We start from the raw sequence: 25,005 nt of genomic DNA, 5'->3' as shown, positions 1-25,005 counted from the left end.
GATGGAAACCTTCTCATGCCGAACGCTACAGCACCGCTCGACCTTTTGCTCCTGCCCGCCTGGCTGGTGCCGGTCGAGCCCGCAGGCGTCGTGCTCAAGGACCACGGCATCGGCATTCGCGATGGCTGTATCGTCTATATAGGCCCACGCGCCGAAGCGCTGCGGCAAAACGCCGTGCAGGTTCAGGAACTGCCCGGCATGCTGCTCAGCCCCGGCCTGATCAACGCCCATGGCCATGCGGCGATGACCCTGTTTCGCGGGCTGGCCGACGATCTGCCACTGATGACCTGGCTGCAGGACCATATCTGGCCTGCCGAAGGCAAGTGGGTCGATGAAGACTTCGTGCGTGACGGCACCGATCTGGCCATCGCCGAACAGCTCAAGGGCGGCATCACCTGTTTCTCCGATATGTATTTCTACCCCAAAGTGGCCGCCGAACGCGTCCACGTCAGCGGCATGCGCGCGCAGATCACCGTCCCGGTGCTGGATTTTCCGATTCCAGGCGCCCACACCACGGCTGAAGCCCTGCACAACGGCATCGAACTGTTCAACGACCTTGCCCACCATCCACGCATCAAGATCGCCTTCGGCCCGCATGCGCCCTATACCGTGGGCGACGAGAACCTGGAGAAGGTCCGGGTTATCGCCGACGAACTGGACGCCATGATCCAGATGCACGTCCACGAGACCGCATTTGAAGTCGAGCAGGCTGTCGAACAGCGCCAGGAACGCCCCCTCGCCCGCCTCAACCGGCTGGGCATGCTCGGACCTCGCTTCCAGGCCGTGCACATGACGCAGATCAGCGACGATGATCTGGCCCTGCTGGTGGAAAGCAATACCAACGTTATTCATTGCCCCGAATCCAATCTCAAGCTGGCCAGCGGTTTCTGCCCGGTCGAACGACTGTGGCAGGCCGGCGTGAACGTTGCAGTGGGCACCGACGGCGCCGCCAGCAACAATGACCTGGACCTGCTCGGCGAAACCCGCACTGCCGCCTTGCTGGCCAAGGCTGTCGACGGCTCGGCCACGGCGCTGGATGCACACCGCGCGCTGCGTATGGCGACGCTGAATGGCGCGCGCGCCCTGGGTATTCAGGCCGAGACCGGCTCGCTGGAGATCGGCAAGGCGGCGGATATGGTTGCTTTCGACCTGTCGGGTCTGGCCCAGCAGCCAGTCTACGACCCGGTATCGCAACTTATATATGCCACTGGCCGCGATTGCGTGAGCCATGTCTGGGTGGCCGGCAAGCAATTGCTCGACGCTCGCCAACTGACCCGTATGGATGAACACGCACTGCGCGATACCGCGATTGCGTGGGGTCAACGTATTTCCGGTAAAGCCGAATAATTCGATTCGGACCGAACACATGCCAGTCAGGCTTATCTATAAGTCTGACTGATGAAAAAGAATTTTGAGTTCAAGAGGGACACCCATGAGCAACGTCGACCGCGCAGAAATCGCCAAATTCGAGGCCCTGGCCCATCGCTGGTGGGACCGCGAAAGCGAATTCAAGCCGCTGCATGACATCAACCCGCTGCGCGTCAACTGGATCGACGAGCGTGTCGGTCTGGCGGGCAAGAAGGTGCTGGACGTCGGCTGCGGTGGCGGCATCCTCAGCGAGGCGATGGCCCTGCGCGGCGCGACGGTGACTGGCATCGACATGGGCGAAGCGCCGCTGGCAGTCGCACAGCTGCATCAGCTCGAATCGGGTGTCAGCGTCGAGTACCGGCAGATCACCGCCGAGGACATGGCCGAAGAAATGCCCGAGCAATACGATGTGGTGACCTGCCTGGAAATGCTCGAGCACGTACCGGACCCATCCTCGGTGATCCGCGCCTGCTACCGCATGGTCAAGCCTGGCGGCCAGGTGTTCTTCTCGACCATCAACCGCAACCCGAAAGCCTATCTGTTCGCCGTGGTCGGCGCCGAATACATCCTCAACCTGCTGCCGCGCGGCACCCACGACTTCAAGAAATTCATCCGCCCTTCCGAGCTGGGCGCCTGGAGCCGTGATGCCGGCCTGCAGGTCAAGGACGTCATCGGTCTGACCTATAACCCGCTGACCAAGCACTACAAGTTGACCTCCGATGTTGGCGTCAACTACATGATCCAGACCCTGCGGGAGGCATGACAGATGCGCCTGAGAGCAGTTTTATTCGACATGGACGGCACCCTGCTCGACACCGCACCGGACTTCATCGCAATCGCCCAGGCAATGCTTGCCGATCGCAACATGCCTGCGGTGCCGGAAAAACTGATCCGCGACGAAGTTTCCGGCGGCGCCAGAGCTATGGTCGCGGCCAGCTTTGCGATGTCCCCCGAGGATCCACAATTCGAGGCATTGCGCCTGGAGTTTCTGGAACGCTATCAGCGTGACTGCGCCGTCCACAGCAAACTGTTCGACGGTATGGACGAACTGCTGGCCGACATCGAAAAGGCCGGCCTGATCTGGGGAGTGGTTACCAACAAGCCGGTGCGCTTTGCTCAGCCCATCATGGAGCGGCTCGGCCTGGCGGAACGCTCGGCGCTGCTGATCTGCCCTGACCATGTCACACACAGCAAGCCACACCCGGAACCGATGATTCTGGCCTGCCGGATGCTTGACCTGGACCCGGCCAGTGTTCTGTTCGTAGGCGACGATCTGCGCGACATCGAGTCCGGGCGCGACGCCGGCACTAAAACCGCCGCGGTGCGCTACGGCTACATCCACCCCGACGACAACCCCGATCACTGGGGCGCCGACGTGGTGGTCGATCATCCGCTGGAATTGCGCAAGGTGCTGGATAACGCACTGTGCAGCTGCTAAACGAGGCTTTACATGTTTGATTACTCCGCGCACCCGGAACTGCTCAAGGGCCGGATCATTCTGGTTACCGGCGCCGCTCGCGGCATCGGTGCCGCAGCCGCCAAAGCCTGTGCAGCGCATGGCGCCACCGTGTTGCTGCTGGGCAGGACCGAAGCCAGCCTGGTTCAGGTCCATGACGATATAAAGGCAGCAGGTCTGCTGCAGCCGCTGGTCATCCCCTTCGATCTGGAGAGCGCCGACCCTGCGCAGTACCACGCCCTGGCAGCCATGATCGAGCGCACCGTCGGCCGTCTTGACGGGCTGCTGCACAATGCCTCGATCATCGGACCGCGCACTTCAGTGGAACATCTGCCCGGCGAAGACTTCATGCAGGTCATGCACGTCAACGTCAATGCCACCTTCATGCTCACTCAGGCACTGCTGCCGCTGCTTCAGCGTTCGGAGGATGCGTCGATAGCCTTCACCTCCAGCAGCGTGGGCCGCAAGGGACGCGCGCAATGGGGCGCTTACGGCGTGTCGAAGTTTGCCACCGAAGGCCTGATGCAAACCCTCGCTGACGAGCTGGAAGGCGTCAGTACGGTACGCGCCAACAGCATCAACCCGGGCGCAACCCGGACCGGCATGCGCGCGCAGGCCTATCCGGATGAAAACCCGCAGAACAATCCGGCACCCGAAGAGATCATGCCTGTCTATCTGTACCTTCTTGGGCCGGACAGCAAAGGCATCAACGGGCAGGCATTGAATGCTCAGTGACATAAGAAGACTGTTGTGACGAAAAACCGTCACAAAGGCCGTTTCAAGCGGCTTTTAAAGTCAATGAATTGCCGATCTGGCGCCACTGTCAGAGAGATGGCGTCAGCTAAACCACTGATTTTAATAAGTCTGGCCAAAAATGAACCGAATGGCGCCACGTCCCCTCTAACCCAGCCAAGCCAGCAATATGTGCTGAGGAGCGAAGAGATGAATTTTCCTACCCAGACCCATGCAATCGACTTCGATACGGCTGAACTGCAACGCCTCGGTTTTAGAAATCGACCTGACGCCGTGCTTCCCCCCCCGTCACTGCCCGAGCTGATCTACCAGCTTGGGCGACAATTGCAGACCAGTCTGGAAGCCGAGCGGATACTGACCTTGTTCTTTCAAGGCGTACAACGGTTCCTGCCATTGAGCGGTCTGATGTATCGACATATCGAAAGCGACTTGCACCTGCGCCTGGGCGAGATGTCATCCGACAGCGCCAGTTTTCATCTGCGTCACGAAGGCAAATGCATCGGCGAACTGGAGTTTCAGGGCTCCAGGCCATTCGACACGCGTCAACTGAGCGATCTCGAATCCCTGCTGGTGTGCCTGGTGTACCCTTTGCTGAATGCGCTGCTGTACCGCATTGCCACTCAGACCGCCCTGCGCGACCCGCTGACCAGCACCGGCAACCGCATCGCCATGGATCAGGGCCTGGCCCGTGAAATCGAGATTTCACGTCGCCACAAGCAACCCTTGTCCCTGCTGATGCTGGATATCGACCACTTCAAGAAAGTGAATGATGAATACGGTCATCACACCGGTGACGATGTGCTGAAAACCGTCGCACAGAGCCTCAAAGCACAATTGCGCAATATCGATCGGGTGTTCCGCTATGGCGGCGAAGAGTTCGTGGTAATTCTGTCCAACACTGGCGCCGATTCTGCCGAACTGATTGGTCAGCGACTGTGCCAGGCCGTGCGAAATCTAGAGTTTCGCGAGCTTAGCCCGGCATTGACCATGACTGTCAGCCTGGGCTGCTCGACACTGCTGCCGACTGAAACAGCCGACAGCCTGCTGCGCCGTGCCGATAATGCTCTGTACGTCGCCAAGCGCGAAGGCCGCAATCGTATCGCCATGGCAAGCTAGCACTCTCTCCCGTCTTCTCGCCCGCCCCTACGCCTCCAGCGCGGCAACACGTCCTCGCGGCTTGACCCTGTCCAGCTGCATGCAACGCTCAAGAAACAGGTACATATAGTCGTAGCTTTTGGTAACGGCCTGACGCAGCTCGGCCTGCAATTGCACACTCGGCTTGTTACCCACCAACGTACAAATGATCTCGAGCGCCTCCCAAGGGTGCGCGTCGTCGTACTGTGCATGCATCTTGAGCCACTTCATGGCTTTCTTGCGGGTCTCTTCGGGAAACGCTTCCGCGTAAACGCCGCTGGAGCAGACCACGGCCGACCATTCGCCGGTCGCCCCTTCAATGGCGTAGTTGGTTGCCGCCATAGCCACTGCCAGCGAATCCGAAGAGCTGGTCTGCCAGCACCAGTGGCTCAGCGCATGCAACTCGGGTGCTACTCGCTGATCATGCAAGTCTTCAAGCGTCACTTCATGGGCCGCACACCAGTTCACCCAGTAGTCGGCATGATTGAGTTCGACGCGGATATTGCGCATCAGCCAGCGGCGCGCCATGTCTTCACCAGGATGACGACCGAAACGGGTCTTGGTGAGGTTCTTGGCCATGTACACCGCGAATTGCTCAACGACTGGCCACCCGCCGATCAGGTAGTGGCGCATGATCTGCGGACTCAGCTTCGCGTCACGCATCTGCTGGTACAACTCGTGCTCGACCACCCGTGCTTTTGCAGCGCTGCAATCCTTGATCAACTGCTGCGCCCAGGCCGGATAACTGCTGGCATCCATGAGCGGACCGGTTCTATCGAAAGCATCGATCACTGGGGTATCTCCTTATGAGGGTTTCAACTGATTAACGTAGCGTTCCTGGCGCGCCGAACATCAGGGGGTCAGGCCGTACGGGCTGAATATAAAGACTCTCGCAAGTGAACAATTCAGGGCGGGAAATCAGATAGCCTTGTGCAAAATCCACGCCCATTTCCTGCAACGCAGATTCGATCTGCGGCGTTTCAACGTACTCTGCAATGGTGCGTTTGCCCATGACATGACCGATGTTATTGATCACCTCGACCATCGCCTTGTTGATCGGGTTGTCGAGCATGTCCTTTACAAAACTGCCATCGATCTTCAGGAAATCCACCGGCAAGTGCTTGAGATAGGCAAAAGACGACATGCCCGAGCAGAAATCATCAAGGGAAAACTGACAACCCAACCCCTTCAGATCGTTGATGAATCTGATCGCACTTTGCAGGTCGGCAATCGCGCTGGTCTCGGTGATCTCGAAGCAGATCATCTCGGGCGATACCGCAAACGTCTCGAATTGCTGTTTCAGGTATTCGAGAAACGTATCATCCCCGATACTCGATCCAGACAAATTTATAGCACATAGTGCCTGCGGCACCTGATGCCGATCATCACTCTGACACTGGGCGATGACTTTGAACACATTGTGCACTACCCAGCGATCCAGCGTAGTCATGAGTCCGTAGCGCTCGGCGGCCGGAATGAAGTTATCCGGCACGACCATTCGCCCGGACTCGTCGCGCAGACGCAGGAGAATTTCAATGTGCCGTACTTCGCCCACTTCGCCCTTTATCGATGCAATTTCCTGCGCATAAAGGCAAAAGCGATTCTCGTCCATTGCCATGTGCAACCGCTGTATCCAGGCCATCTCGCCAAAACGCATCGACAGCGTCAGGTCATCCACGCTATAGGCCTGGACCCGGTTGCGACCTCTTTCCTTGGCCATGTAACAGGCCATATCAGCGGCAGACAATGACCCTTCCAGGCTCGCAGGTGTATCGCCTAGGTGCACCAGGCCGATACTGACGGTCGTCATGAATGGCCGACCTTTCCACATGAAATGCAGACGCTGCACCACTTCGCGCAACGCCTCGGCAATATCGAGCGCCGTTTCGGCAGGACAATCGACCAGCAACACACCGAACTCGTCACCTCCCAGCCGGGCCAGCGTATCCCCGTCACGCAAGCCATGCGGCAAGTCCCGGCAAAGCTGCCGCAATAGCTCATCACCCGCCGCATGGCCACCGGTATCATTGACCAGCTTGAACTGATCCAGATCGAGAAACATCAGGCAGTGGCTGCGGCCCTGACCGCAGTCTTCATCGAGCACTCGCTGCAAGCGACGTTCGAATTCACTGCGGTTGACCAGCCCCGTCAACGGATCATGGGCAGCCTGCCAGGACAGATCGGCGATGTACTGCTGCTCCTGGGTCATGTCATGCAGCACCAGCACCGCACCACTGATCACGCCTTCGGTGTAGATCGGCGTCCCTACCAGCGCGACCGACACCGTGCTGCCATCAAGCCGCTGAATGAGCTTGCTGTTGGCGCTGCCGCCCTTGAGCTTGCCGGTGATGATCTGCTCGACCAGCGTTGACTGGTCCTTCTGATCGTTTTCATCCAGCAGATTGAACAGTGCCGCCAGGGGAAGCCCGCTGGCCTGAGTACTTTTCCAGTGGGTGAGGCCCTCGGCGGCGGGGTTCATGTAAACAATGGCGCCGGCCACATCGATGGTGATCACCCCGTCGCCGATAGACTCCAGCGTGATCTGTGCGCGCTCCTTCTCCAGTTGCAGGGCATCGGCAAATACGCGCCGCTGAACGATCAGACGTCGCACCCGCAGCAGCGCCAGGAGAATTAGTACCACAGCGGTCACCAGGTTGACCGCTATCAACAGGTTGAGGATCAGCCTGGAGCCTTCGCCCAGTGCATCACTGAACGCGCGCGCAGCAGGCGTTACGCCTTCATCGATGACATTGATCTGCTCGCGCCATTGATCGACCTCGGCGGCGCTCACAGCGCCCTGAACGACCCGCTCATGAATATGCCGCGCAAGCTCATCAAGCTGCATGAGGTAGCCGTCACCCACTTCCCAGAAGTGAATGACCTGCTTCATGAAACTGAAGTTGTGGAAATTCAGGTACATCCAGATGATGCCGTTTACGTCATCCGGGTGATTGCCGCCCTGAATGATTCCACTTCTGGCATCGGCCAGCGAAGGGTTGGGCTGATCAAGGGCTTTGCGTAGCGCCTGACCGCCCTGAGGTACGGAAAAGGCTTTTTGATACTTGAGATAGTCACGCTCATCGTGACGGCTGGCGTACAGGCTCAGATAGTGAATGGCGTCCTTCTGTCCCTTGGACCAAAGACTCTCCCCCGCCACATAGCTGCGTACCGCAGACATGGTGTAGAGACTGACGCACCCCAGCAACGCCTGAAACAGGGCGACAGCAATGAAAGGCCACACGATGCCCAACAGACGGGGCTTGGAGAAGGTCCATGCTTGCTTCATGGGTTTCACGTCACCACATGCCTGAATAAACGTCTAGCGCAAAGACTAGGCTAAATTCGTCCGTGATGGCAGGTGATTCTCCCGCAATCGAGCCAACCTGTGCGCTGATCGAGGCTTCGCGCATCAGATTTGTTGCAAATGTCCGTACAGTTTGGCGTACAGACCTCCATCGGCAATCAGCTGCTGATGGTCACCATCTTCAACGATACGCCCGCCATCGAACACCAGTACCCGGTCAGCCTGCTTAACGGCCGACAGGCGATGGGCAATGATCAGTGTCGTGCGGCTGCGCAAAAAACGTGCGAGCGCCTGATGCAGGTTGTACTCGGTGGCAGCGTCCAGCGCCGAGGTGGCTTCATCGAGGATCACAACCTTGGGATCGGACAGCACCATGCGTGCGATGGCCATGCGCTGGCGCTGGCCACCCGACATTCTGACCCCGGAGCGCCCGACCACGCTGTCCAGGCCTTGTGGCAGATCGCGGATCGCAGGATCGAGTTGTGCAACTTCCAGTGCGCGCCAGCAGGCTTCATCGCTGCAGTCGCGGCCCATGGTCAGGTTGGCGCGCACGGTGTCATTGAACAGGGCCGGATGCTGCAGCACCACGGCGACATTCTCGCGCACGGTTTCCAGGCCGATGTGCTGCTGGCTGACGCCGCCAAAACGGATCACGCCGGTACGGGCTGTATAGAGCCCCAGCAGCAACTGCACCAACGTGCTCTTGCCGCCACCGCTGGCACCGACAATAGCGACCTTTTCTCCCGGCGCGATGTTCAGGTTCAACTGGTCCAGGACCAGGTCTTCGCCATAGCCGAAACTCAGGCCACGCACCTCGACCCCTACGGTTTCCTTGCCCTCGAACGGGTCGGTGCCACCGGCATATTGCGGCTCGTCGGCACGCGCCAGCAGTTCGTTGATGCGCGTCAGAGCCCCGCCGGCCGCATAGTAGGCGTATTGCAGGTTCAGCAGTTGCTCGACTGGCGTCATCATGAACCACAGGTAGCTGAACACCGCGAGCATCTGCCCGATGGACAGGTCCGAGAACAGCACCGTAAGCATTGCCGCGGCGCGAAAGATATCGATGCCGAACTGGAACAGCAGACCGCTGGCACGGCCCGAGGCATCGCTTTTCCATTGTGAATTGATTGCGTAGTCACGCACTTCCTGCGCACGTACGCCCAGGCGTCCCAGAAAGAAGCCTTGCCTGTTCCCCGCCCTGACTTCCTGAATCGCATCCAGCGTTTCGCTCAGTGCCTGAGTGAACCGCGACGTGCTGTCGTTCTCCAGCTTCTTGAGGTGCTTGACGCGCTTGCCCAGTTTCACCGTGAGCAGGATGACCAGCGGGTTGAACAGCATGATCAGCAGCGCCAGCTTCCAGTGCATCCACATCAGGATGCCTGCAGTGCCAGCCAGTGTCAGCGTGGCCACCAGCAGACGACTGAGGGTTTCACCGACGAACTTGTCCAGCGTATCCAGATCGGTCACCAGATGCGTGGTCACCGTACCGCTGCCCAGGCTTTCGTATTCACGCAGGGAAATGCGCTTGAGCCGTTCGATCAGCCGCAGCCGGATACGATAGACGATGTCCTTGGCCAGCCCGGCGAACAGCCGCGCCTGCAGAACGTTGAACACCAGCGCCCCGACCCGCAGCACCAGCGTCAACGAGAGCATCAGGCCAATGTAGCCCGCCGCCTTCTGCCAGTTGCCAGGCAGCAGATGATCCATGACCTTGAGCGCAGCATCGCCACGGCCGAGCAGGACCTCGTCGACCAGCAACGGCAGCAGCAACGGAATAGGCACACTGCACAACGTGGCCAGAACCGCGACACCGTTGGCCAGCCACAGGGCTTTTTTATGCCGCAGTGCGAGACGACGAATTTCGGCCCAGCTCAGCGCATCACTGCGAACAGCGTGCGACGACCGGCCAGCCTCAGGCGCTTCGTCATGCACTGGCTGCACGCTCCAGCCATCGACCCAGCAAAGGCGAAAGGCTGCTCAGCGGCTGGTAACCGTTGGTCAGCAGCGCCAGCTGACCGTTGCGCTCGGCCAGCAGCGTCGGGAAGCCGGCAATGCCCAGATCCTGTGCCCAGGCGAAATCGGCGGCAGTGGCCGCCTGGCGCTGGGGACTTTCGAACTCATCGGCAAATGCCTGACGCGACAGCCCCGTCTGCTCCGCGAGTTCAGCCAGCAGCGACGGACGCGTCACATCCCGGGCCTCGCTGTAGAACGCTCGCTGAATCAGTCCGACCAGTTCCCAGGCGCGGTCCGGGTCCAACTGCCGTGCCGCCGTGACGGCCAGACAGGCAGGCGTGGTGTCGTAAACAAATCCTTCCGGCAGAGCACCTTCGCGACGAAACGGCTGGCCGGTGGCCTCTTCGACCGCCTGCCAGTGCTCGAGAATGTAACGCCGCTTGGCCGGCTCCAGCGCAGCACCTTCGGAGCGCAGCCCGCCCATGACCAGATGCAGCGGCACGCCCGCCGCCCGAGCCTGTTGCACCAACGCGTCGGCAACCGGAGCAAAGCCCCAGCACCAGGAGCACATCGGGTCCATGACATAGATCAGGCGGGCAGACATGGCTCAGGCCTCTGAGGATAAACGATAGTTGCGACCGATCGGATGAGGCTGGTTACGTGCCTTGGCCAGTTCGATCTGCTTTTGCCGGTCGATGGCGCTGCGGCGCGTCTTCTCGCTCAGCGAATCCCAGCAATGCGGGCAGCTGACGCCGGGCGAGTAATGCTCGCTGGCGCGATCCTCGGCACTGATGGGCGTGCGACACGCGTGGCACTGATCGTAATCGCCTTCGGTCAGGTCATGGCGAACCGTGACCCGATTGTCGAACACGAAACACTCGCCACGCCAATGACTTTCCTGCTCGGGGACCTCCTCCAGGTACTTGAGAATGCCGCCCTTGAGGTGATAGACCTCTTCGAAGCCCTCGCCCAGCATGTAACTCGAGGCTTTTTCGCAACGGATGCCACCGGTGCAGAACATGGCGACCTTCTTGTGCACTGCCGGGTCGAAATGCGCCTTGATGTATTGCGGAAACTCTCGAAACGACGTGGTCTTCGGATCGATGGCGCCCTCGAAGGTGCCGATAGAGACTTCGTAATCGTTGCGAGTATCGATCAACAGCACTTCGGGATCGCTGATCAGGTCGTTCCAGTCCTTGGGCTCGACATAAGTACCGACGCTCTTGTTCGGGTCGACGCCTTCGACACCCAGGGTCACGATCTCTTTCTTGAGCTTGACCTTGGTGCGATAGAACGGCTGCTCGTCGCAGTAGGATTCCTTGTGGTCGATATCGATCAGGCGCGGGTCGTTCTTCAACCACGCCATCAGGCCATCGATGCCTTCGCGAGTGCCGGACACTGTGCCGTTGATGCCCTCGTCGGCGATCAACAGCGTGCCCTTGATGCCGTTGTCGACCATCGCCTGCAACAGCGGCTCGCGCAGCTCCACGTAATCGCTGAGGGTGACGAACTTGTACAGCGCGGCCACGACGATCGGCTGAGTCATCGGCTCTTGAGTCATGTATTTCTCCAGTGGCGACCCTCGCAAAGGGCCTACCGGGTAAAAAATTGCGGACCAAAAAAACGCACCGGCCAGGCGGCGCGGTGCGGATTCTAGCAAAAACCGGAGTACAGCAGACAGCTCGGCGGGGCAATCGCCCCGGCAAGGGGGCAGGATCAGTAAAAAGCCCTGATCAATGCCCGCCGGCGCAGGTCGGCGAAGCAGGCGCCGCATCGACCTTCGACCATTCTTCAGGCGTGTAGGTATGCAACGCCAGTGCATGAAACTCGCCCATGAGCGCCCCCAGCGTGGCGTAAACCTTCTGGTGCCGCTTGACCGAATTCAGGCCCTGAAACTGATCACTGACCAGAACAGCCTTGTAATGGGTCTGCTGACCACGACTGTGCATATGACTCTCGTCGAGCACTTGCAAATGGTGCGGTTGCAGCAGCGCAAGCGCCGACTCGATTCGTTGTTGCATGGTCATGATGGAAATCGCCTGTCAGGGCTTTTTGGCCGGAGCCGGAGCAGCTGCCTTGGCAGGTTCCAGTTCGGCAGTCATGTCAGCCAGCAGCTTGTTGACGACCGGAACAGCGCTTTCCAGCTTGCTCTGGGTCAGCTGGGCCGACTGCTGAGCCAGCTCAGGCATTTTGGTCATCACTTTCTTGCCCAGTGGCGACTGGTAGAACGCAACCAGATCCTTCAGCTCGCTTTCAGTGAAGTTGGCGGTGTACAGCTTGACCATCTCGGGCTTGAGCTTGTTCCAGCCAATGGCTTGGTCCAGAGCGGTGTTGGCCTTGGCCTGATAGGTTTCAAGCAGGGCTTTTTTCGATGCAGGTGCCTTGGTTTCAGCAAAACGCTGAGCGAACATCTGCTGAACCTGAGCGTAGACCGGAGCGCCAAGGCGATCGGCGTTGGCAAGCTTCAGGAACGTTTCGGCGCTCGCGTTGTGACTGGCGGTGTCGGCGAAGACCTGGCCGCTGGCACAGACCAGGGCTACCGCGGTACAAATGGCACGAAGACGGGTCATCGAGTTTCCTTATCTAGCAAACGAGGCATTACCCCAGGGCCGACCATTCTGCGCTTATCTGGGCTTTTGGCTCAACCCCCGGTTCACCCAGCGGTTAAAAAGCACTGCGCGGGAACCCTGTGGGCATATGGACACCTAACCCTGCAACGCACTTAAAGGAGTAAGAACAGTGAGCCGCACCGAAACCGATAGCATTGGCCCGATCGAAGTCCCCGAAGATGCCTACTGGGGCGCGCAGACCCAACGCTCACTGATCAATTTTGCGATTGGCGACCAGCGAATGCCGCTGCCCGTCCTGCACGCGCTGACCCTGATCAAGAAAGCCGCTGCACGTGTCAACGATCGAAATGGCGATTTGCCTGCCGACATCGCCCGCCTGATCGAGCAGGCTGCCGACGAAGTGCTCGACGGTCAGCATGACGCGCAATTTCCGCTGGTGGTCTGGCAGACCGGCAGTGGCACGCAAAGCAACATGAACGTCAATGAGGTGATCGCGGGCCGCGCCAACGAACTGGCTGGCCAGGGTCGGGGCGGCAAGTCGCCAGTCCACCCCAACGATCATGTCAACCGCTCGCAAAGCTCCAATGACTGCTTCCCGACGGCCATGCACATCGCCACTGCCCAAGCGGTCAAGGAGCAGTTGCTGCCCGCCATCGCCGAACTGTCCAGCGGGCTGGCCGAACAGGCCACGCGGCACATGAAGCTGGTCAAGACCGGGCGCACGCACATGATGGACGCGACGCCGATTACCTTCGGCCAGGAGCTGTCGGGGTTTGTCGCGCAACTCGATTACGCTGAAAAGGCCATTCGCGCTGCCCTGCCCGCCGTCTACGAGCTGGCTCAGGGCGGGACGGCAGTCGGCACCGGGCTCAATGCACCCAAAGGCTTTGCCGAGGCCATTGCCGCAGAACTGGCTGCGCTGTCCGGCCTGCCGTTCGTCACCGCGCCCAACAAGTTCGCCGCGCTGGCCGGTCATGAGCCACTTGCAGCGTTGTCCGGTGCATTGAAGACGCTGGCCGGTACGCTGATGAAAATCGCCAACGACCTGCGCCTGCTGGGCTCAGGCCCGCGTGCCGGGCTGGCAGAAGTCAGACTGCCCGCCAATGAGCCAGGCAGCTCGATCATGCCCGGCAAAGTGAACCCGACGCAGTGCGAGGCCTTGTCGATGCTCGCCTGTCAGGTCATGGGCAACGACGTGACCATCGGCTTCGCCGCCAGTCAGGGTCACCTGCAACTGAACGTGTACAAGCCGGTGATCATTCATAACGTTCTGCAGTCGATTCGACTGCTGGCCGACGGCTGCAGCAATTTCAACGAACACTGCATCGCGGGCATGGAGCCGGATGGCGAAAAAATGGCCGAGCACCTGGAGCGCGGCCTGATGCTGGTCACCGCACTCAATCCGCATATCGGCTATGACAAGTCGGCGCAGATTGCCAAGAAAGCCTACACCGAGGGCCTGACTTTGCGCGAAGCGGCATTGGCGCTGGGTTACCTGACCGATGAAGAGTTCGACGCCTGGGTGCGGCCGGACAAAATGCTCGAGGCAGGCAGTAATGGCTGATGCCAGAAGCGGCGCAACGCCACTGGAAGGGAATGGCAAACGAATCCTGATGGTCTACGGCACGCCGAAGGCCATCAGTTTCTGTCATGCCTTGGGTGACGCCTATGCGCAGACGGCGCGCGGTGAAGGGCATGTGGTGCGGGTCATCAAGCTCGGCGAACTGGACTTCGATCCGATTCTGCACAACGGCTACGATCAGACACAGACACTTGAGCCAGATCTGCTCGAAGCTCAGCGCCAGATTCACTGGGCCGAGCATCTGGTCTTCGTTTATCCGGTCTGGTGGGGCGGCTTGCCGGCATTGCTGACGGGCTTTTTCGACCGGGTACTGACACCCGGTTTTGCGTTCAAGGTGCATGGCCGCAAGCACTCATCCAATGAACTGCTCCGGGGCCGGACGGCGGAACTGCTGGTCGCCATGGACACACCGCCGCGCTATTTTCACTGGATTTACGGCGCGCCAGCGCACCGGCAGATGGTGCGCACCATTCTCGATTTTTGCGGGATAAAGACCAAACGCCTGACCGAGTTCGCACCGGTGCACAGTGCCAGCGAACAGCAGCGTCAGGAATGGATTATTCAGGCGCAGGGCCTGGGCAGGCGCTGATCGGCTCGAGCCTCCGCCATTCAGGCCTGCGCCAGCCGGGCCTTGCGTGCCCTGAGGCCGGCGACCAGCGAAGGGCCAAGCGCAGTCAGCGCCGACCCGGTCACCACCAGCAGCGCACCCCCGTAACCCACCGTGTTCAACTCTTCAGCCTGCACGTAATCCGGCCACAGCCAGGCGGCAACCGCCACAGCGGTCAGCGTGACCAAGGGCGTCAGCGCAAGCGTCGCACTGACTCGCGAGGCCTCCCAGTGCGCCAGCGCTTCGGCAAAGGCGCCGTAGGCCACCAGCGTATTCAGGCAGCAAGCCAGCAGCAGCCAGCCTTGCAACGGGCTCAGCAGCAAAGCCTCGGCGGGGTGTGCCCACGGCGTGAGCAACAGGGCGCAAAACAGGTAGATCACCATCATCACCTGCAGCGAATTCCATACCGTCAGAAGCTGCTTCTGGCTCAGCCCGTAGAACGTCCATATGGTCGAGGCCAGGAGCACCACCAGCACGCCCAGGGTGTAATCGCCCAACGAGGTGAAAAGCTCCACCAGACGCTGATTGAAAAAGAACCCGAAGCCCACCAACAGCACCATCAGGCCGATGCCCTGTCCCAGACTGAAACGCTCCTTGAACAGAAAGATGCTGCTGATCAACAGAAAAATCGGACCGACCTGAACCAGCAATTGCGTGGTACCCGGGCTCAGCAGCCGCAAGCCTATGAGGTACAGCACATAGTTGCCGACCAGACCGAATACCGCCAGACCGACCAGCACCCTGCCCTTGCGCCCCAGTAACTTGAAGCTGGGCAGGCGCCTGACCGACGCCAGCCAGATAAACAACAGCGCCCCGGACACAGCCAGGCGGAACCAGGTCACGGTCACCGGATCCATCACCTGCAGCACCTGCTTGAGCTTGATCGGCAAAATGCCCCACAGCAGCGCGGTCAACAGTGACAGACAAAGGCCATAGACCCAGCGACCAGACGAGATGTGCATCGCAACTTCCGCAAGAGATAGAACAGAACACTCATTCTAGGCGCTGATCGGCAAAGCGACAGTTACAGCTGGGCGCAGTTAACGGCGCGAATTTTGTTCTTTAACTTTGGCCGCCGTGATTGCGAAGGTAGGTCTCACTGCCCATTGCCTGAATCTGACCTTCGATCAACGCGTCGAACGGCTTCAGCAACGCTTCGAACGAGTTAGGTGCTTCCAGCGTCTGCAAGGTATGAACGATGGCCTCGAGCGTCGACAAAGCCTCCGGACCCGGCGCCTTGCGCAAGCGATAACGCGAAACAGGCGCGGCGCCCGGCGTCACCCTAGGCAGCTCGGCGAGCAAGGGGTTGAGGTGCAGCAATTTGCGCGCCTTGCGCCAGGTGCCATCCGGCACGACCAGCAGCATGGGCAGCGAATCCTGAGCATAGGGCGTCAACGTCTGCGCAGCGTCACCCGGAAACAGCAATCGCGGTTGATAGCCCGGCAGATTCAGAAGCGCTTGCAGATCATCGAACACTTCGCCCACCACCAACTGCGCATTGACCAGGCCTAGCGCGGCCAGTCGCGCAGTGTTCAAGGCGTGGCCGACTTCATCGGGATGCTGCAGGATCAATACCCGCGTGCGACTGTCCAGCCGGGGAATCAGGGCGCACAGACAATGCGTGGCAGGACGCAGACAACGTTCACAACGGGCGCGGGACATCGATCTGTACTCGGTCAATCTCACAAGGTTAAAGAGGCTGCGCTGCGCGACGAATCAGCGTTGTCGCAAACCGCCTGTCGAACAGCCAGGCATTTTAAACAAATCATCACCGTAACGGCGGAGCAATCCCTAGCTGCAAGAGCGATTTGAGCTAGCCTCATGGATCTGGGCTGGAGAAATGAAGTACGCCTGCTGTATCTGACAAGATCCACATCAGGGGCTTTCATGAATCGCGAAGAGATCAGGCAAAAGGTATTCGACGCCCTAGGCATCATTCTAGTGGACAAGAGCGCCATTCAGGATGACGCCACGCTCATCGATCTGGCCCTTGATGACGATGATATCGAGCGCTTTTTCCTCGCTTTGGAGGCAGCCTTCGATTTCACTCTGCCTGAAGCCATCAGGAGACAGGCAATCGCCAGACCTGAGCAGTTTGCGCTGCACAGGATCATCAAGCTGATTTTGCAGGAGACGAAAAAGGGATCGGCAAAGTCGGAGAAAGGGCCAGGGCATCAGCATTGAAAGCAGGCCCTTTTATCGGGATATCGGGACGCCCGGTGCGCCCCGACGAAATTCAACATGCGCATTACCCTGTGGCCAGGGGTCAGGCGAGAGGCTTACCGGCGCTGGCGGCGACGATCATCATCATCGGCACGAACCGGAATCGGTTGCAGTTTTGGGCGTTCTATCAAACCCAATGCAACGCCTACATCGTGGAGCCATTCTTGCAGTTTGCTATTCATAGAGCCCCCTTGAGGGAAATACTCGGCAGTCGATCCGTACTCATCACTCACTAGAGATCATAGAAGCAAATGAACTGTTAGCCGAGTGCACCGGGAAACAATTTTCCCGATGGAGTCAATGTGACATTTGTGCAGGATCGCTTCTAGTCTTTGCGACGGACGGCCTGTTACTGAACATTACGCCGACGAGCCCTACGGCTCAGTCAGGCGGGCTGATCAGGCCATCATTATCGGTCATCGCCCGTTCCAGCAGATCGGCGGGCAGACTCTTGCTGGCCCGCGCGCCCAGCAGTTTGAGCTGTTCGCTGCGGCTGATCAGGTTGCCGCGCCCTTCCGTCAGCTTGTTGCGCGCTGCCGAATAGGCCTTGTCCAACTGCTGCAGGCGGTTGCCTACCTCATCCAGGTCCTGGATGAACAACACGAACTTGTCATAAAGCCAGCCTGCCCGCTCGGCAATCTCACGGGCGTTCTGGCTCTGACGCTCCTGCTTCCACAGGCTGTCAATTACCCGCAAGGTGGCAAGCAAGGTCGTGGGGCTGACAATCACGATATTGCGGTCGAAGGCTTCCTGGAAAAGGTTCGGCTCGGCCTGCAAGGCGGCAGAGAAGGCTGCTTCGATCGGTACGAAAAGCAGAACGAAATCCAGACTGTGAAGCCCCTCGAGACGCTTGTAATCCTTGCCCGACAAGCCTTTGACATGGTTACGCAACGACAGGACGTGCTGCTTCAGCGCAGCCTGACCAATGACCTCATCATCGGCAGACACATATTGCTGGTAAGCCGTCAGGCTGACCTTGGCGTCGACCACCACCTGCTTGTCGCCCGGCAACATGATCAACACGTCAGGCTGAAAGCGCTCGCCGTCCGGCCCCTTGAGGCTGATTTGCGTCTGGTACTCACGGCCCTTTTCAAGCCCGGCATGCTCCAGCACACGCTCCAGAATCAGCTCGCCCCAGTTGCCCTGGGTCTTCTGCCCCTTCAAGGCGCGTGTCAGGTTGGTCGCCTCGTCACTCAAACGCTGATTCAACTGCTGCAGACGCTCTAGTTCCTTGGCCAGGGAAAAGCGTTCGCGCGCTTCGTTCTGGTAACTTTCCTCGACACGCTTTTCGAACGACTGGATACGCTCCTTGAGCGGCGTGAGCAATTGGCCCAACTGCTGCTGACTGGTCTCGGCGAAGCGCTGCTCGCGCTCATCGAAAATCTTGCCCGCCAACTCGGCGAACTGCGCGCGCAGCTCATCCCGGGAACCCTGCAGATCGTTCAGGCGCTGCTGATGGCCATCCTGCTGTTCACGCAGCTCAGCGTTAAGCGCTGCACACTGCGCATCAAGACGACGCAACTCTGCCTCTCTGGCGGCACGCTCATGATTCCAGCCCTGTGCCGTTTCGCGGGCGCTATCGCTTTCCTGGCGCAGCAACTCGACCTCGCGGCGCAACGCCGCAAGATCAGCCTGCTTGGCAGCGTTGGCCTGACTGAGGTCGCTGACTTCGTCACGGCATGCATCCAGTTGGGCATTGAGACCTTCCTGTGCCATTTGCGCCATGCTCAGACGCTCATCGAGCAGTGCGCTCTCAGCCTGCCGAGCAGCCATGCGGCGCTGCAGATGCCAGAGCAGGGCCAGCAAGGGCAACGCTGCTGCGGCAAGCCCCAGTAACAAGCTGTTCAGGTCCAGTGCCATAAAGACTCCATGCGGGCTGAATAATAAAGCCAGCGGCAGATTGGGTAGAGCGTGATAGTGCAGCAGAAACATAGTCTCGGGTGAGACGGGATCAACAGGCGGGGGCAAATCGGGGGAACGGATTGTACGCGTTTTCAGCAAAGCACACAGCCCCTATTAGGGGGACATTTTGCTCGGGACAATCCACAGAAGCTGTGGATAACTCAGTGGACAACCCCCCTTTAACTTCCGCAAACGCAAGCAGGATGGGGCCTGCGCTCAAACTGACGATTTTTTCACCAGCTAAAAAAAACGATGTTTTTCATTGACTTAATAATTCACCATCATAAATCAAACCCTTAGCTGCGCTTGTGACAGTGATGTGGCAGCTTGTGCCGCTAATGTGCACAACTCATCCTCAAGGCCGTTTTTCGTCATTTCATGCATCATATATTGCATGTCCAATTGCATCGCATTCTCAATGAATACAAGGCTTTCAGCAGGTTTTCAGTTTCTGGTTAGAGATGTGTGACGACGCATTTCGCGCATTATTCAGGGCAACAAAGCGAAGCGGGCGACAAATTGCACATTTTGCGGTCCAAGCACTGCCAAAAATGCACCCCCACTCTAATTTACCAACGATTCAGTGAAGGAATCCATGAAGGAGATAGCCAAGTTCTTCCTGCTATTGTTGGCCGTTTGCCTCGTCGCCCTGGCAGTCAGTATCGTACTGCCACCCCCGGACGGCGGCGTGTTCGCCTACAGCGTGCTGCTGTCAGCGATCGCCCTGATGCTGATCATCTGCAGTGACTTGAGCAACGGGCGTATCAACGCGACAGGCGATATCATGCGCGCCATCGAAAGCCGCAGGTCGCTGCGGCTTACCATCACTGCCTACCTGCTGGGCTGCTCGATGGTTGCGTCAGTCACCGTGCTGATCTATCGCCTGGCAGGGCATTGGTGAAGATTTATTCACTGCCACTTGCAATGTCCTGATGAGGCGGGTAATATCGCCGCCGTTAGTACCAAGCTGAAAATCAATTCCGGTCGACAAGTCCCCCGACAGACACTCCTCCATGCGACGAGAATGTTGGCAACAAGGGATCGACCACCTCGATGGTTTCCAGACATGAACCTTTCGCGCTGATGCACCATTTGGGGTGACAGTGCAGTCATGGCTCTCATGGTCTGCTTCAACCAGCCTGCAATTGATCAGGATCTTCACCCGGAGCGTAGAACCTTTGCTCCTGTTGTGTTGCCTGCCCTCCTAAGTACCTACCGGTCAGCCAGAGCGCCATACGATAAAGCGCGCTTCAACTGCCTGTCTTTGTTCCAGTCAGGTTCTCCGCCCAGCCAGGCTTTTGTATCAAATGTCGGCCCGCGTTTACTGGAATCTTTATTTTTGCACGGTATTGTTCCGTGTTGCTTCAGGAAACACCTTGAATATGAATACTCAGACTCAACATGCAATTCACACATTGACCAACGCTTTTGCTCCAATGAACTGCCTGATCATGGCCGCTCGCAAAGGCTGCTTCAGTTTCACCATCGTCAATGAACACGGCATCGCCCGCCACAGCGAACGCCTGTACCCCGATCAGTACGCCAGCGCCGAACCGCTGCAGGCCGTGATCGAGCGTACCCGTCAGGCCCTCATCGCCTGACGAAAACGCTGCACCGCAAGCCGAAAGCCCCGCACTGCAAAGGCGGGGCTTTTTTTATGCGCGCTTTATAACAGCGTCATCATCCAAGGATAAGGCTCTGAACCTGCACTAATTCACAGTTCCTACTCCTTGGCCAGGATTGTCCTACAAGAATAGCTCTAAATCGGGCTCCTCAGCCTATAGCGCGCCGTCGAAAATGTTGGTAATTTTCGACCGGTGAACAACAAGGAGTTCTAATAATGAAAATAATGACAAAAGCATTGAACCGGACAACACTTGGACTCGCACTGGGTCTGGCCTCTTCTCAACTGCTCGCTGCCGGCTTTGCCCTCAACGAACAAAGCATCAGCGGCATGGGCACCGGCTTTGCAGGTCGCTCCTCGTCAGCAGATGACGCAAGCACCGTATTCGGCAACCCTGCCGGTATGTCCCGCCTCAAACGTGAACAAATCAGCGGCGGCGCGGCTGCCGTGATCGCCAAGACCGATATCGACAACGGTCGTGGCACATTTGGCGGCAGCAACGACGGCGATATGGTTCCGGTGGTCGGCGTACCCATGGGCTACTACGTCAAACCAATCGATGATCACTGGGCATTTGGTCTGGGCGTGTACGTACCGTTCGGCCTGGTCACCGATTACGAAAAAGGCTTCGCTGGCCGCTACTGGGGTGACAAGAGTCACGTCCAGGTCGTGACCTTCCAGCCGACTGTCAGCTATGCATTCAATGACAAGGTCTCCATCGGTTTCGGCCCGACGATCAACCGTATTGACGGCGAGCTGACCTCGGCAACATTGAACGCCGCAACACCGGGCCGTAACGACGGCAAGGTAAAGATCGAAGGCGATGACACCGCAATCGGCTTCAATGCCGGTATCCTGGTGCAGGCAACCGACACCACTCGTCTGGGGCTGACTTACCACTCCAAGGTCGATTACAAGCTCAAGGGCAAGACCAAGATCGAAGGTTCGGGCTTCGGTCCTTTCGGCGGTCAGAAGTATGACGCTTCGCTGGACATTTCCACGCCTGAGTCCGTGGACTTCTCCATCACCCAGCAGATCGACGAGAACTGGACGGTCTATGCCGGCAGCACCTGGACTCGCTGGAGCCGCCTGCAAGACATCACCGTCAACAACGATGGCGTCCCTGCCCTGCTGGGCGGCTCGGCCGGCCCTATCGGCACCATCAGCGAAGAACAGAACTGGCACGACACCTGGGCACATGCCATCGGTGCTTCGTACAAGGTCAATAAAGAGTGGACGCTGCGCACCGGTTTCTCCGTTGATCAGTCGCCGACCAACAACGTCAACCGCTCCCCACGCATCCCGACTGGCGATCGCAAGATCATCAGCTTCGGTGCAGGCTGGAGCCCGACCGACGACCTGACCATCGACGTGGCGTACTCGTACCTGCGTGAAGACGAAACCAAGATCCGCGATTCCAGCGCGACCAAAGGTTCGTACAGCGCCGACTACCGCAACACCGCTCACGGCCTGGGCACGTCGGTTACCTATCGCTTCTGATAAGCAACTGCCTGGCTGAAAAAAAGCCCGCAACCAGTAATGGTTGCGGGCTTTTTATTGCGTTTCTGGTGCGCTCAGACCTGCATTGACTGACTATCGTGCCGACGCTCCGCGTCCTTGACTGACTATCGTGCCGAAGCTCCGCGTCGGCATGCAGTTCTGGACGCTCTGCGTCCTCTATGTGGCGCTCCGCGTCACACAAGGTTTTTGCGATGCCAGGTCGATTCAGACAAGACTCAAGCCGCCCTTTTTTGCCCCCTAAGGCTTCGACGCAATCGCCTTTTCAATGGCTGAGATCAGTTCCGGATCATCCGGCTTGGTCATGCTGGAGAAGTTGGCGATGACCTTGCCCTGGCGGTCGACCACGTACTTGTAAAAGTTCCAGCGCGGCGCACTGCTCTGCTCGGCCAGCACCTTGAACAAATGGGTCGCATCGTCACCGCGCACGGCCTGCGGCTCGGTCATGGTGAAGGTCACGCCATAATTGACGTAGCAGACCTTGGCGGTCTCCTCACCATCCTTGGCTTCCTGCTTGAAGTCATTGGACGGCACGCCCAACACCTCCAGCCCCTGCCCTTTGTAGCGCTGACTCAGTTCTTCAAGGCCTTTGAACTGCGGTGCGAAGCCGCAGAAACTGGCAGTATTGACCACCACCAGCGGCTTGCCGGCAAAGCGCTTGCACAGGTCGATGTTTTCCTTGGCGCGCAGCTTGGGCAGCTCGCCTTGCAGCAACGGCGGGCAGTCGGCGGCCATTGCAGCACCGCTCATGGCCAGCAGCAAAAGAGGGATCGAAAAAAAGCGAATGTTCATCATGGCGGCCCTGAATATTGTTGTCGTCTGCCGACACGCTACCCCATGCCGGAGCGTCTGCCTAGCAAGCGCCCATTCCCAGTTGCAATGCGGCCAGCCCGACATGCTGCCAGGCCCACCAGAGCAATCCCAGCACCACCGCGCCCACCAGCAGCGCCGCCAGCAGAGGCCAGCGCCGACTCATGCCAGACTGCCCTGCGCCTGCAACCGTGCCACCGGGCGCTCGCGCACCGGCCAGTTGAGCGCCGCGGCGAGCAGACTCAGAAGTATCGAGACTTGCCAGATCAGGTCGTAGCTGCCGGTGCGGTCATACACCAGCCCGCCCAGCCAGCCACCGAGGAAGGCGCCCAACTGGTGAAACAGAAAGACAATGCCGCCCAGCATCGACAGGTTGCGCACACCAAACAGTGTCGCCACCGTACCGTTGGTCAGCGGCACAGTGGACAGCCACAGCAAGCCCATCGCCACACCGAACAGATACGCCGTGGTCTGGCTCAAGGGTATCCACAGAAACAACACGATCACCACCGCGCGCAACAGGTAAAGCACGGTCAGCAGCCGGGGCTTGGACATGCGTCCGCCCAGCCAGCCTGCGGTGTAGGTGCCAAAGATATTGAACAGGCCGATCAGGGCCAGCACCGTAGTGCCGACCTTGGCGGGCAAGTGTTGATCCACAAGATAGGCCGGTAAATGCACGCCAATGAACACCACTTGAAAGCCGCAGACAAAGAACCCCAGCGCCAACAGCCAGAATCCTGAATGCGAGCACGCCTCACGCAGCGCCTCGCCGAGGGTCAGTTCGACGCCTGTGGATACGCTCGGCGTATCCTTGAGCATGCCCACCAAAGGCAGGATCAACGCCACCATCACGCCCAGTACCAGCAAGGCACCGGACCAGCCCAGCCAACTGATCAAGCCCAATGTACCGGGCAGCATGGCGAACTGACCGAATGAGCCGGCTGCGCTGGCGATCCCCATGCCCATGCTGCGTTTTTCCGCAGGCAGCGCGCGCCCCACGACACCGAGGATGACCGAAAACGATGTGCCGGACAGACCGATACCGATCAGCAGACCGGCGCTCAGTGAAAGGCTGAGGGAAGAATCGGCGGTACTCATGCACAACAGACCTGCGGCATACAGCACACCGCCGACGAAGACGACCTTCGCCGCACCAAATCGATCTGCCAGCGCCCCGGCGAATGGCTGCGCCAGCCCCCACATCAGGTTCTGCAAGGCAATGGCAAAGGCAAAGACTTCACGCCCCCAGCCAAACTCGGCGCTCATGGGCGCCAGAAACAGACCGAAGCCGTGCCGCGTACCAAGCGAAAGCGCAAGAATCAACGCACTGCCCAGCAAAACCCAGCCACTGGTACGCCAGATCGATGTCATGGTTAAGCTCCCTGCGCTTTGTGTTACATGGTTTTACCCGCGATTCGCGAAACTACGCGGTGCCGGTAAAAGCTGTCAACAACGCATTGAGCAGGGTCTCAAAGCAGCGCCAGCGTCAACAGCACCGCCAACTCCAGCAGCTCGAGCAATGCACCGGCCGTATCGCCGGTGCATCCGCCCAGCCGGCGCATCATCAACTGCCGCAGCCAGAAGAAACAGGCGGCGCAGACCAGCAACACGGCTACCCCTGACCAGCCGGCGAGCAGCACGCACGCAATGGCAGTGGCGAGCAAAACCTTGCGTCCAGGGCCACGCGGCAAGTGATCGGCCAGTGCCTGCCCCAGCCCGCCGGAACGCACATACGGCGTGCCCAGAAACAGTCCAAGCATGGCCGCGCGCCCGATCACTGGAGCCAACAGCAGCCAGACACTGGCATGGCTCTCGATCAACACCAGAATCGCGGCGAACTTGAGCAGCAGCACCAGGACCAGCGTGACCACGGCGATAGGCCCGCTGCGTGGGTCCTTCATGATCTTCAAGGTGCGTTCACGGTCACCGAAGCCGCCCAGCCAGGCGTCAGCACTGTCGGCCAGCCCGTCCAAGTGCAGGCCGCCGCTGAGCAATACCCAGGCACTGAGTACCAGCGCGGCGTGGAGCATGGGCGGCGCACCACCGAGCAGGGTGTTGAACCCCAGCAGCAGCGTGCCGAACACCGCGCCGACCAACGGGTAGTACAGCAAGGAACGTCCAAGCTCTTCGGGGCGCGGCATGCCGGGCAGTCTGATCGGCAGGCTGCCGAGAAATTGCAGGGCGATCCAGAACGGCAGCAT

The 25,005-nt window shown here is 59.2% G+C and carries 26 protein-coding genes; 11 read left to right on the top strand and 15 right to left on the bottom strand.

Translation table 11 applies throughout. The features are described from left to right. Positions 1 to 15 precede the first annotated feature (15 nt). From BLR20_RS12460 to BLR20_RS12440, 5 genes are all read left to right on the top strand, one after another. Positions 16 to 1,347, top strand: a complete 1,332-nt coding sequence (locus BLR20_RS12460; protein ID WP_054993534.1) for a TRZ/ATZ family hydrolase — start codon at positions 16 to 18, stop codon at positions 1,345 to 1,347. An 85-nt stretch (positions 1,348 to 1,432) separates the two neighbouring features. Continuing rightward, a complete protein-coding gene (ubiG, locus tag BLR20_RS12455; protein WP_003369710.1) occupies positions 1,433 to 2,131 on the top strand; it encodes a bifunctional 2-polyprenyl-6-hydroxyphenol methylase/3-demethylubiquinol 3-O-methyltransferase UbiG in 699 nt (232 codons plus the stop codon). A 3-nt stretch (positions 2,132 to 2,134) separates the two neighbouring features. Further along, complete coding sequence (gene mupP / locus BLR20_RS12450; RefSeq protein WP_032612205.1) at positions 2,135 to 2,806, top strand: N-acetylmuramic acid 6-phosphate phosphatase MupP; 672 nt, start codon at positions 2,135 to 2,137, stop codon at positions 2,804 to 2,806. 12 nt (positions 2,807 to 2,818) lie between these two features. Next, the gene (locus tag BLR20_RS12445) at positions 2,819 to 3,559 is read left to right on the top strand and encodes a YciK family oxidoreductase (RefSeq protein WP_054993533.1); all 741 of its coding nucleotides are present in this window, start codon (positions 2,819 to 2,821) and stop codon (positions 3,557 to 3,559) included. Positions 3,560 to 3,766: 207 nt separating this feature from the next. Continuing rightward, positions 3,767 to 4,693 (top strand): GGDEF domain-containing protein, encoded by a 927-nt coding sequence (locus BLR20_RS12440; RefSeq protein ID WP_024640836.1) that lies wholly within the window; start codon positions 3,767 to 3,769, stop codon positions 4,691 to 4,693. Between the two features lie 27 nt (positions 4,694 to 4,720). On the opposite strand, the gene BLR20_RS12435 is transcribed toward BLR20_RS12440, so the two are convergent. From BLR20_RS12435 to BLR20_RS12405, 7 genes are all read right to left on the bottom strand, one after another. Continuing rightward, a complete protein-coding gene (locus tag BLR20_RS12435; RefSeq protein ID WP_032612209.1) occupies positions 4,721 to 5,503 on the bottom strand; it encodes an iron-containing redox enzyme family protein in 783 nt (260 codons plus the stop codon). A gap of 31 nt (positions 5,504 to 5,534) precedes the next feature. Next, the gene (locus BLR20_RS12430; protein ID WP_010433594.1) at positions 5,535 to 7,997 is read right to left on the bottom strand and encodes an EAL domain-containing protein; all 2,463 of its coding nucleotides are present in this window, start codon (positions 7,995 to 7,997) and stop codon (positions 5,535 to 5,537) included. Between the two features lie 123 nt (positions 7,998 to 8,120). Next, a complete protein-coding gene (locus BLR20_RS12425; protein ID WP_054993532.1) occupies positions 8,121 to 9,947 on the bottom strand; it encodes an ABC transporter ATP-binding protein in 1,827 nt (608 codons plus the stop codon). After that, the gene (locus BLR20_RS12420) at positions 9,940 to 10,572 is read right to left on the bottom strand and encodes a DsbA family protein (RefSeq protein WP_032661176.1); all 633 of its coding nucleotides are present in this window, start codon (positions 10,570 to 10,572) and stop codon (positions 9,940 to 9,942) included. Before BLR20_RS12420 ends, BLR20_RS12425 begins: the two co-directional genes overlap by 8 nt. A 3-nt stretch (positions 10,573 to 10,575) precedes the next feature. Next, positions 10,576 to 11,514, bottom strand: a complete 939-nt coding sequence (trhO, locus tag BLR20_RS12415; RefSeq protein ID WP_054993558.1) for an oxygen-dependent tRNA uridine(34) hydroxylase TrhO — start codon at positions 11,512 to 11,514, stop codon at positions 10,576 to 10,578. A gap of 187 nt (positions 11,515 to 11,701) precedes the next feature. Continuing rightward, a complete protein-coding gene (locus tag BLR20_RS12410) occupies positions 11,702 to 11,995 on the bottom strand; it encodes a BolA family protein (RefSeq protein ID WP_054993531.1) in 294 nt (97 codons plus the stop codon). A gap of 15 nt (positions 11,996 to 12,010) precedes the next feature. Then, on the bottom strand, positions 12,011 to 12,538 hold the full coding sequence (locus tag BLR20_RS12405; protein WP_003314637.1) for a DUF2059 domain-containing protein: 528 nt from the start codon (positions 12,536 to 12,538) through the stop codon (positions 12,011 to 12,013). A gap of 169 nt (positions 12,539 to 12,707) precedes the next feature. Between BLR20_RS12405 and BLR20_RS12400 the strand changes: the two genes are divergently transcribed. Both BLR20_RS12400 and BLR20_RS12395 read left to right on the top strand, forming a co-directional pair. Continuing rightward, positions 12,708 to 14,102, top strand: coding sequence for a class II fumarate hydratase (locus BLR20_RS12400; protein ID WP_054993530.1), 1,395 nt, complete (start codon positions 12,708 to 12,710; stop codon positions 14,100 to 14,102). Next, a complete protein-coding gene (locus tag BLR20_RS12395; protein ID WP_054993529.1) occupies positions 14,095 to 14,709 on the top strand; it encodes an NAD(P)H-dependent oxidoreductase in 615 nt (204 codons plus the stop codon). The genes BLR20_RS12400 and BLR20_RS12395 overlap by 8 nt, the downstream gene beginning before the upstream one ends. Positions 14,710 to 14,729: 20 nt before the next feature. Here the strand turns inward: BLR20_RS12395 and BLR20_RS12390 are convergent, their stop codons facing one another. Continuing rightward, positions 14,730 to 15,689: a DMT family transporter gene (locus BLR20_RS12390; RefSeq protein WP_054993528.1), complete on the bottom strand. Its 960-nt coding sequence runs from the start codon at positions 15,687 to 15,689 to the stop codon at positions 14,730 to 14,732. Between the two features lie 100 nt (positions 15,690 to 15,789). After that, positions 15,790 to 16,389, bottom strand: coding sequence for a tRNA-uridine aminocarboxypropyltransferase (locus BLR20_RS12385; protein ID WP_054993527.1), 600 nt, complete (start codon positions 16,387 to 16,389; stop codon positions 15,790 to 15,792). A gap of 225 nt (positions 16,390 to 16,614) precedes the next feature. On the opposite strand from BLR20_RS12385, the gene BLR20_RS12380 reads away from it, so the two are divergent. Beyond that, a complete protein-coding gene (locus BLR20_RS12380; protein WP_054993557.1) occupies positions 16,615 to 16,911 on the top strand; it encodes a hypothetical protein in 297 nt (98 codons plus the stop codon). A gap of 95 nt (positions 16,912 to 17,006) precedes the next feature. Here BLR20_RS12380 and BLR20_RS28250 read toward each other — a convergent pair whose 3' ends face one another. Together BLR20_RS28250 and BLR20_RS12375 are read right to left on the bottom strand one after the other, a co-directional pair. Next, positions 17,007 to 17,132 (bottom strand): PA1414 family protein, encoded by a 126-nt coding sequence (locus tag BLR20_RS28250; RefSeq protein WP_103359380.1) that lies wholly within the window; start codon positions 17,130 to 17,132, stop codon positions 17,007 to 17,009. Between the two features lie 199 nt (positions 17,133 to 17,331). Next, positions 17,332 to 18,696 (bottom strand): DNA recombination protein RmuC, encoded by a 1,365-nt coding sequence (locus BLR20_RS12375; protein ID WP_162235664.1) that lies wholly within the window; start codon positions 18,694 to 18,696, stop codon positions 17,332 to 17,334. 751 nt (positions 18,697 to 19,447) lie between these two features. Between BLR20_RS12375 and BLR20_RS12370 the strand changes: the two genes are divergently transcribed. The 3 genes from BLR20_RS12370 (at position 19,448) to BLR20_RS12360 (ending at position 21,976) form a co-directional block, all read left to right on the top strand. Next, positions 19,448 to 19,753: a hypothetical protein gene (locus BLR20_RS12370; protein WP_010433566.1), complete on the top strand. Its 306-nt coding sequence runs from the start codon at positions 19,448 to 19,450 to the stop codon at positions 19,751 to 19,753. A 481-nt stretch (positions 19,754 to 20,234) separates the two neighbouring features. Further along, on the top strand, positions 20,235 to 20,453 hold the full coding sequence (locus BLR20_RS12365; RefSeq protein WP_002554588.1) for a hypothetical protein: 219 nt from the start codon (positions 20,235 to 20,237) through the stop codon (positions 20,451 to 20,453). Between the two features lie 239 nt (positions 20,454 to 20,692). Further along, positions 20,693 to 21,976 carry an OmpP1/FadL family transporter gene (locus BLR20_RS12360; RefSeq protein WP_010433563.1) on the top strand — a complete coding sequence of 428 codons (1,284 nt, stop codon included), beginning with the start codon at positions 20,693 to 20,695 and terminating at the stop codon, positions 21,974 to 21,976. 258 nt (positions 21,977 to 22,234) lie between these two features. On the opposite strand, the gene BLR20_RS12355 is transcribed toward BLR20_RS12360, so the two are convergent. The 4 genes from BLR20_RS12355 to BLR20_RS12345 all read right to left on the bottom strand — a co-directional run bounded on the left by BLR20_RS12355 (position 22,235) and on the right by BLR20_RS12345 (position 25,005). Further along, a complete protein-coding gene (locus tag BLR20_RS12355; protein WP_010433560.1) occupies positions 22,235 to 22,786 on the bottom strand; it encodes a glutathione peroxidase in 552 nt (183 codons plus the stop codon). A gap of 61 nt (positions 22,787 to 22,847) precedes the next feature. Next, positions 22,848 to 22,970: a hypothetical protein gene (locus BLR20_RS28245; RefSeq protein WP_003404263.1), complete on the bottom strand. Its 123-nt coding sequence runs from the start codon at positions 22,968 to 22,970 to the stop codon at positions 22,848 to 22,850. Then, positions 22,967 to 24,175, bottom strand: a complete 1,209-nt coding sequence (locus tag BLR20_RS12350) for an MFS transporter (RefSeq protein WP_003434384.1) — start codon at positions 24,173 to 24,175, stop codon at positions 22,967 to 22,969. The genes BLR20_RS28245 and BLR20_RS12350 overlap by 4 nt, the downstream gene beginning before the upstream one ends. A 98-nt stretch (positions 24,176 to 24,273) precedes the next feature. Continuing rightward, complete coding sequence (locus BLR20_RS12345; RefSeq protein WP_054993524.1) at positions 24,274 to 25,005, bottom strand: adenosylcobinamide-GDP ribazoletransferase; 732 nt, start codon at positions 25,003 to 25,005, stop codon at positions 24,274 to 24,276.

The organism is Pseudomonas congelans (genome assembly GCF_900103225.1).
Classification (GTDB): domain Bacteria; phylum Pseudomonadota; class Gammaproteobacteria; order Pseudomonadales; family Pseudomonadaceae; genus Aquipseudomonas; species Aquipseudomonas congelans.
Note: the sequence above shows the minus strand (reverse complement) of the source record. Positions and strands in the feature narration are given on the sequence as shown.

Coding starts and splice junctions, on each gene's coding strand:
- trhO (WP_054993558.1), bottom strand. CDS start 11,514: ATGACTCAGCCGATCGTCGTGGCCGCGCTGTACAAGTTCGTCACCCTC.
- BLR20_RS12390 (WP_054993528.1), bottom strand. CDS start 15,689: ATGCACATCTCGTCTGGTCGCTGGGTCTATGGCCTTTGTCTGTCACTG.
- BLR20_RS12410 (WP_054993531.1), bottom strand. CDS start 11,995: ATGACCATGCAACAACGAATCGAGTCGGCGCTTGCGCTGCTGCAACCG.
- ubiG (WP_003369710.1), top strand. CDS start 1,433: ATGAGCAACGTCGACCGCGCAGAAATCGCCAAATTCGAGGCCCTGGCC.
- BLR20_RS12380 (WP_054993557.1), top strand. CDS start 16,615: ATGAATCGCGAAGAGATCAGGCAAAAGGTATTCGACGCCCTAGGCATC.
- BLR20_RS12460 (WP_054993534.1), top strand. CDS start 16: ATGCCGAACGCTACAGCACCGCTCGACCTTTTGCTCCTGCCCGCCTGG.
- BLR20_RS28250 (WP_103359380.1), bottom strand. CDS start 17,132: ATGAATAGCAAACTGCAAGAATGGCTCCACGATGTAGGCGTTGCATTG.
- BLR20_RS12385 (WP_054993527.1), bottom strand. CDS start 16,389: ATGTCCCGCGCCCGTTGTGAACGTTGTCTGCGTCCTGCCACGCATTGT.
- BLR20_RS12350 (WP_003434384.1), bottom strand. CDS start 24,175: ATGACATCGATCTGGCGTACCAGTGGCTGGGTTTTGCTGGGCAGTGCG.
- BLR20_RS12430 (WP_010433594.1), bottom strand. CDS start 7,997: ATGAAGCAAGCATGGACCTTCTCCAAGCCCCGTCTGTTGGGCATCGTG.
- BLR20_RS12365 (WP_002554588.1), top strand. CDS start 20,235: ATGAATACTCAGACTCAACATGCAATTCACACATTGACCAACGCTTTT.
- BLR20_RS28245 (WP_003404263.1), bottom strand. CDS start 22,970: ATGAGTCGGCGCTGGCCTCTGCTGGCGGCGCTGCTGGTGGGCGCGGTG.
- BLR20_RS12440 (WP_024640836.1), top strand. CDS start 3,767: ATGAATTTTCCTACCCAGACCCATGCAATCGACTTCGATACGGCTGAA.
- mupP (WP_032612205.1), top strand. CDS start 2,135: ATGCGCCTGAGAGCAGTTTTATTCGACATGGACGGCACCCTGCTCGAC.
- BLR20_RS12345 (WP_054993524.1), bottom strand. CDS start 25,005: ATGCTGCCGTTCTGGATCGCCCTGCAATTTCTCGGCAGCCTGCCGATC.
- BLR20_RS12445 (WP_054993533.1), top strand. CDS start 2,819: ATGTTTGATTACTCCGCGCACCCGGAACTGCTCAAGGGCCGGATCATT.
- BLR20_RS12405 (WP_003314637.1), bottom strand. CDS start 12,538: ATGACCCGTCTTCGTGCCATTTGTACCGCGGTAGCCCTGGTCTGTGCC.
- BLR20_RS12420 (WP_032661176.1), bottom strand. CDS start 10,572: ATGTCTGCCCGCCTGATCTATGTCATGGACCCGATGTGCTCCTGGTGC.
- BLR20_RS12360 (WP_010433563.1), top strand. CDS start 20,693: ATGAAAATAATGACAAAAGCATTGAACCGGACAACACTTGGACTCGCA.
- BLR20_RS12395 (WP_054993529.1), top strand. CDS start 14,095: ATGGCTGATGCCAGAAGCGGCGCAACGCCACTGGAAGGGAATGGCAAA.
- BLR20_RS12355 (WP_010433560.1), bottom strand. CDS start 22,786: ATGAACATTCGCTTTTTTTCGATCCCTCTTTTGCTGCTGGCCATGAGC.
- BLR20_RS12370 (WP_010433566.1), top strand. CDS start 19,448: ATGAAGGAGATAGCCAAGTTCTTCCTGCTATTGTTGGCCGTTTGCCTC.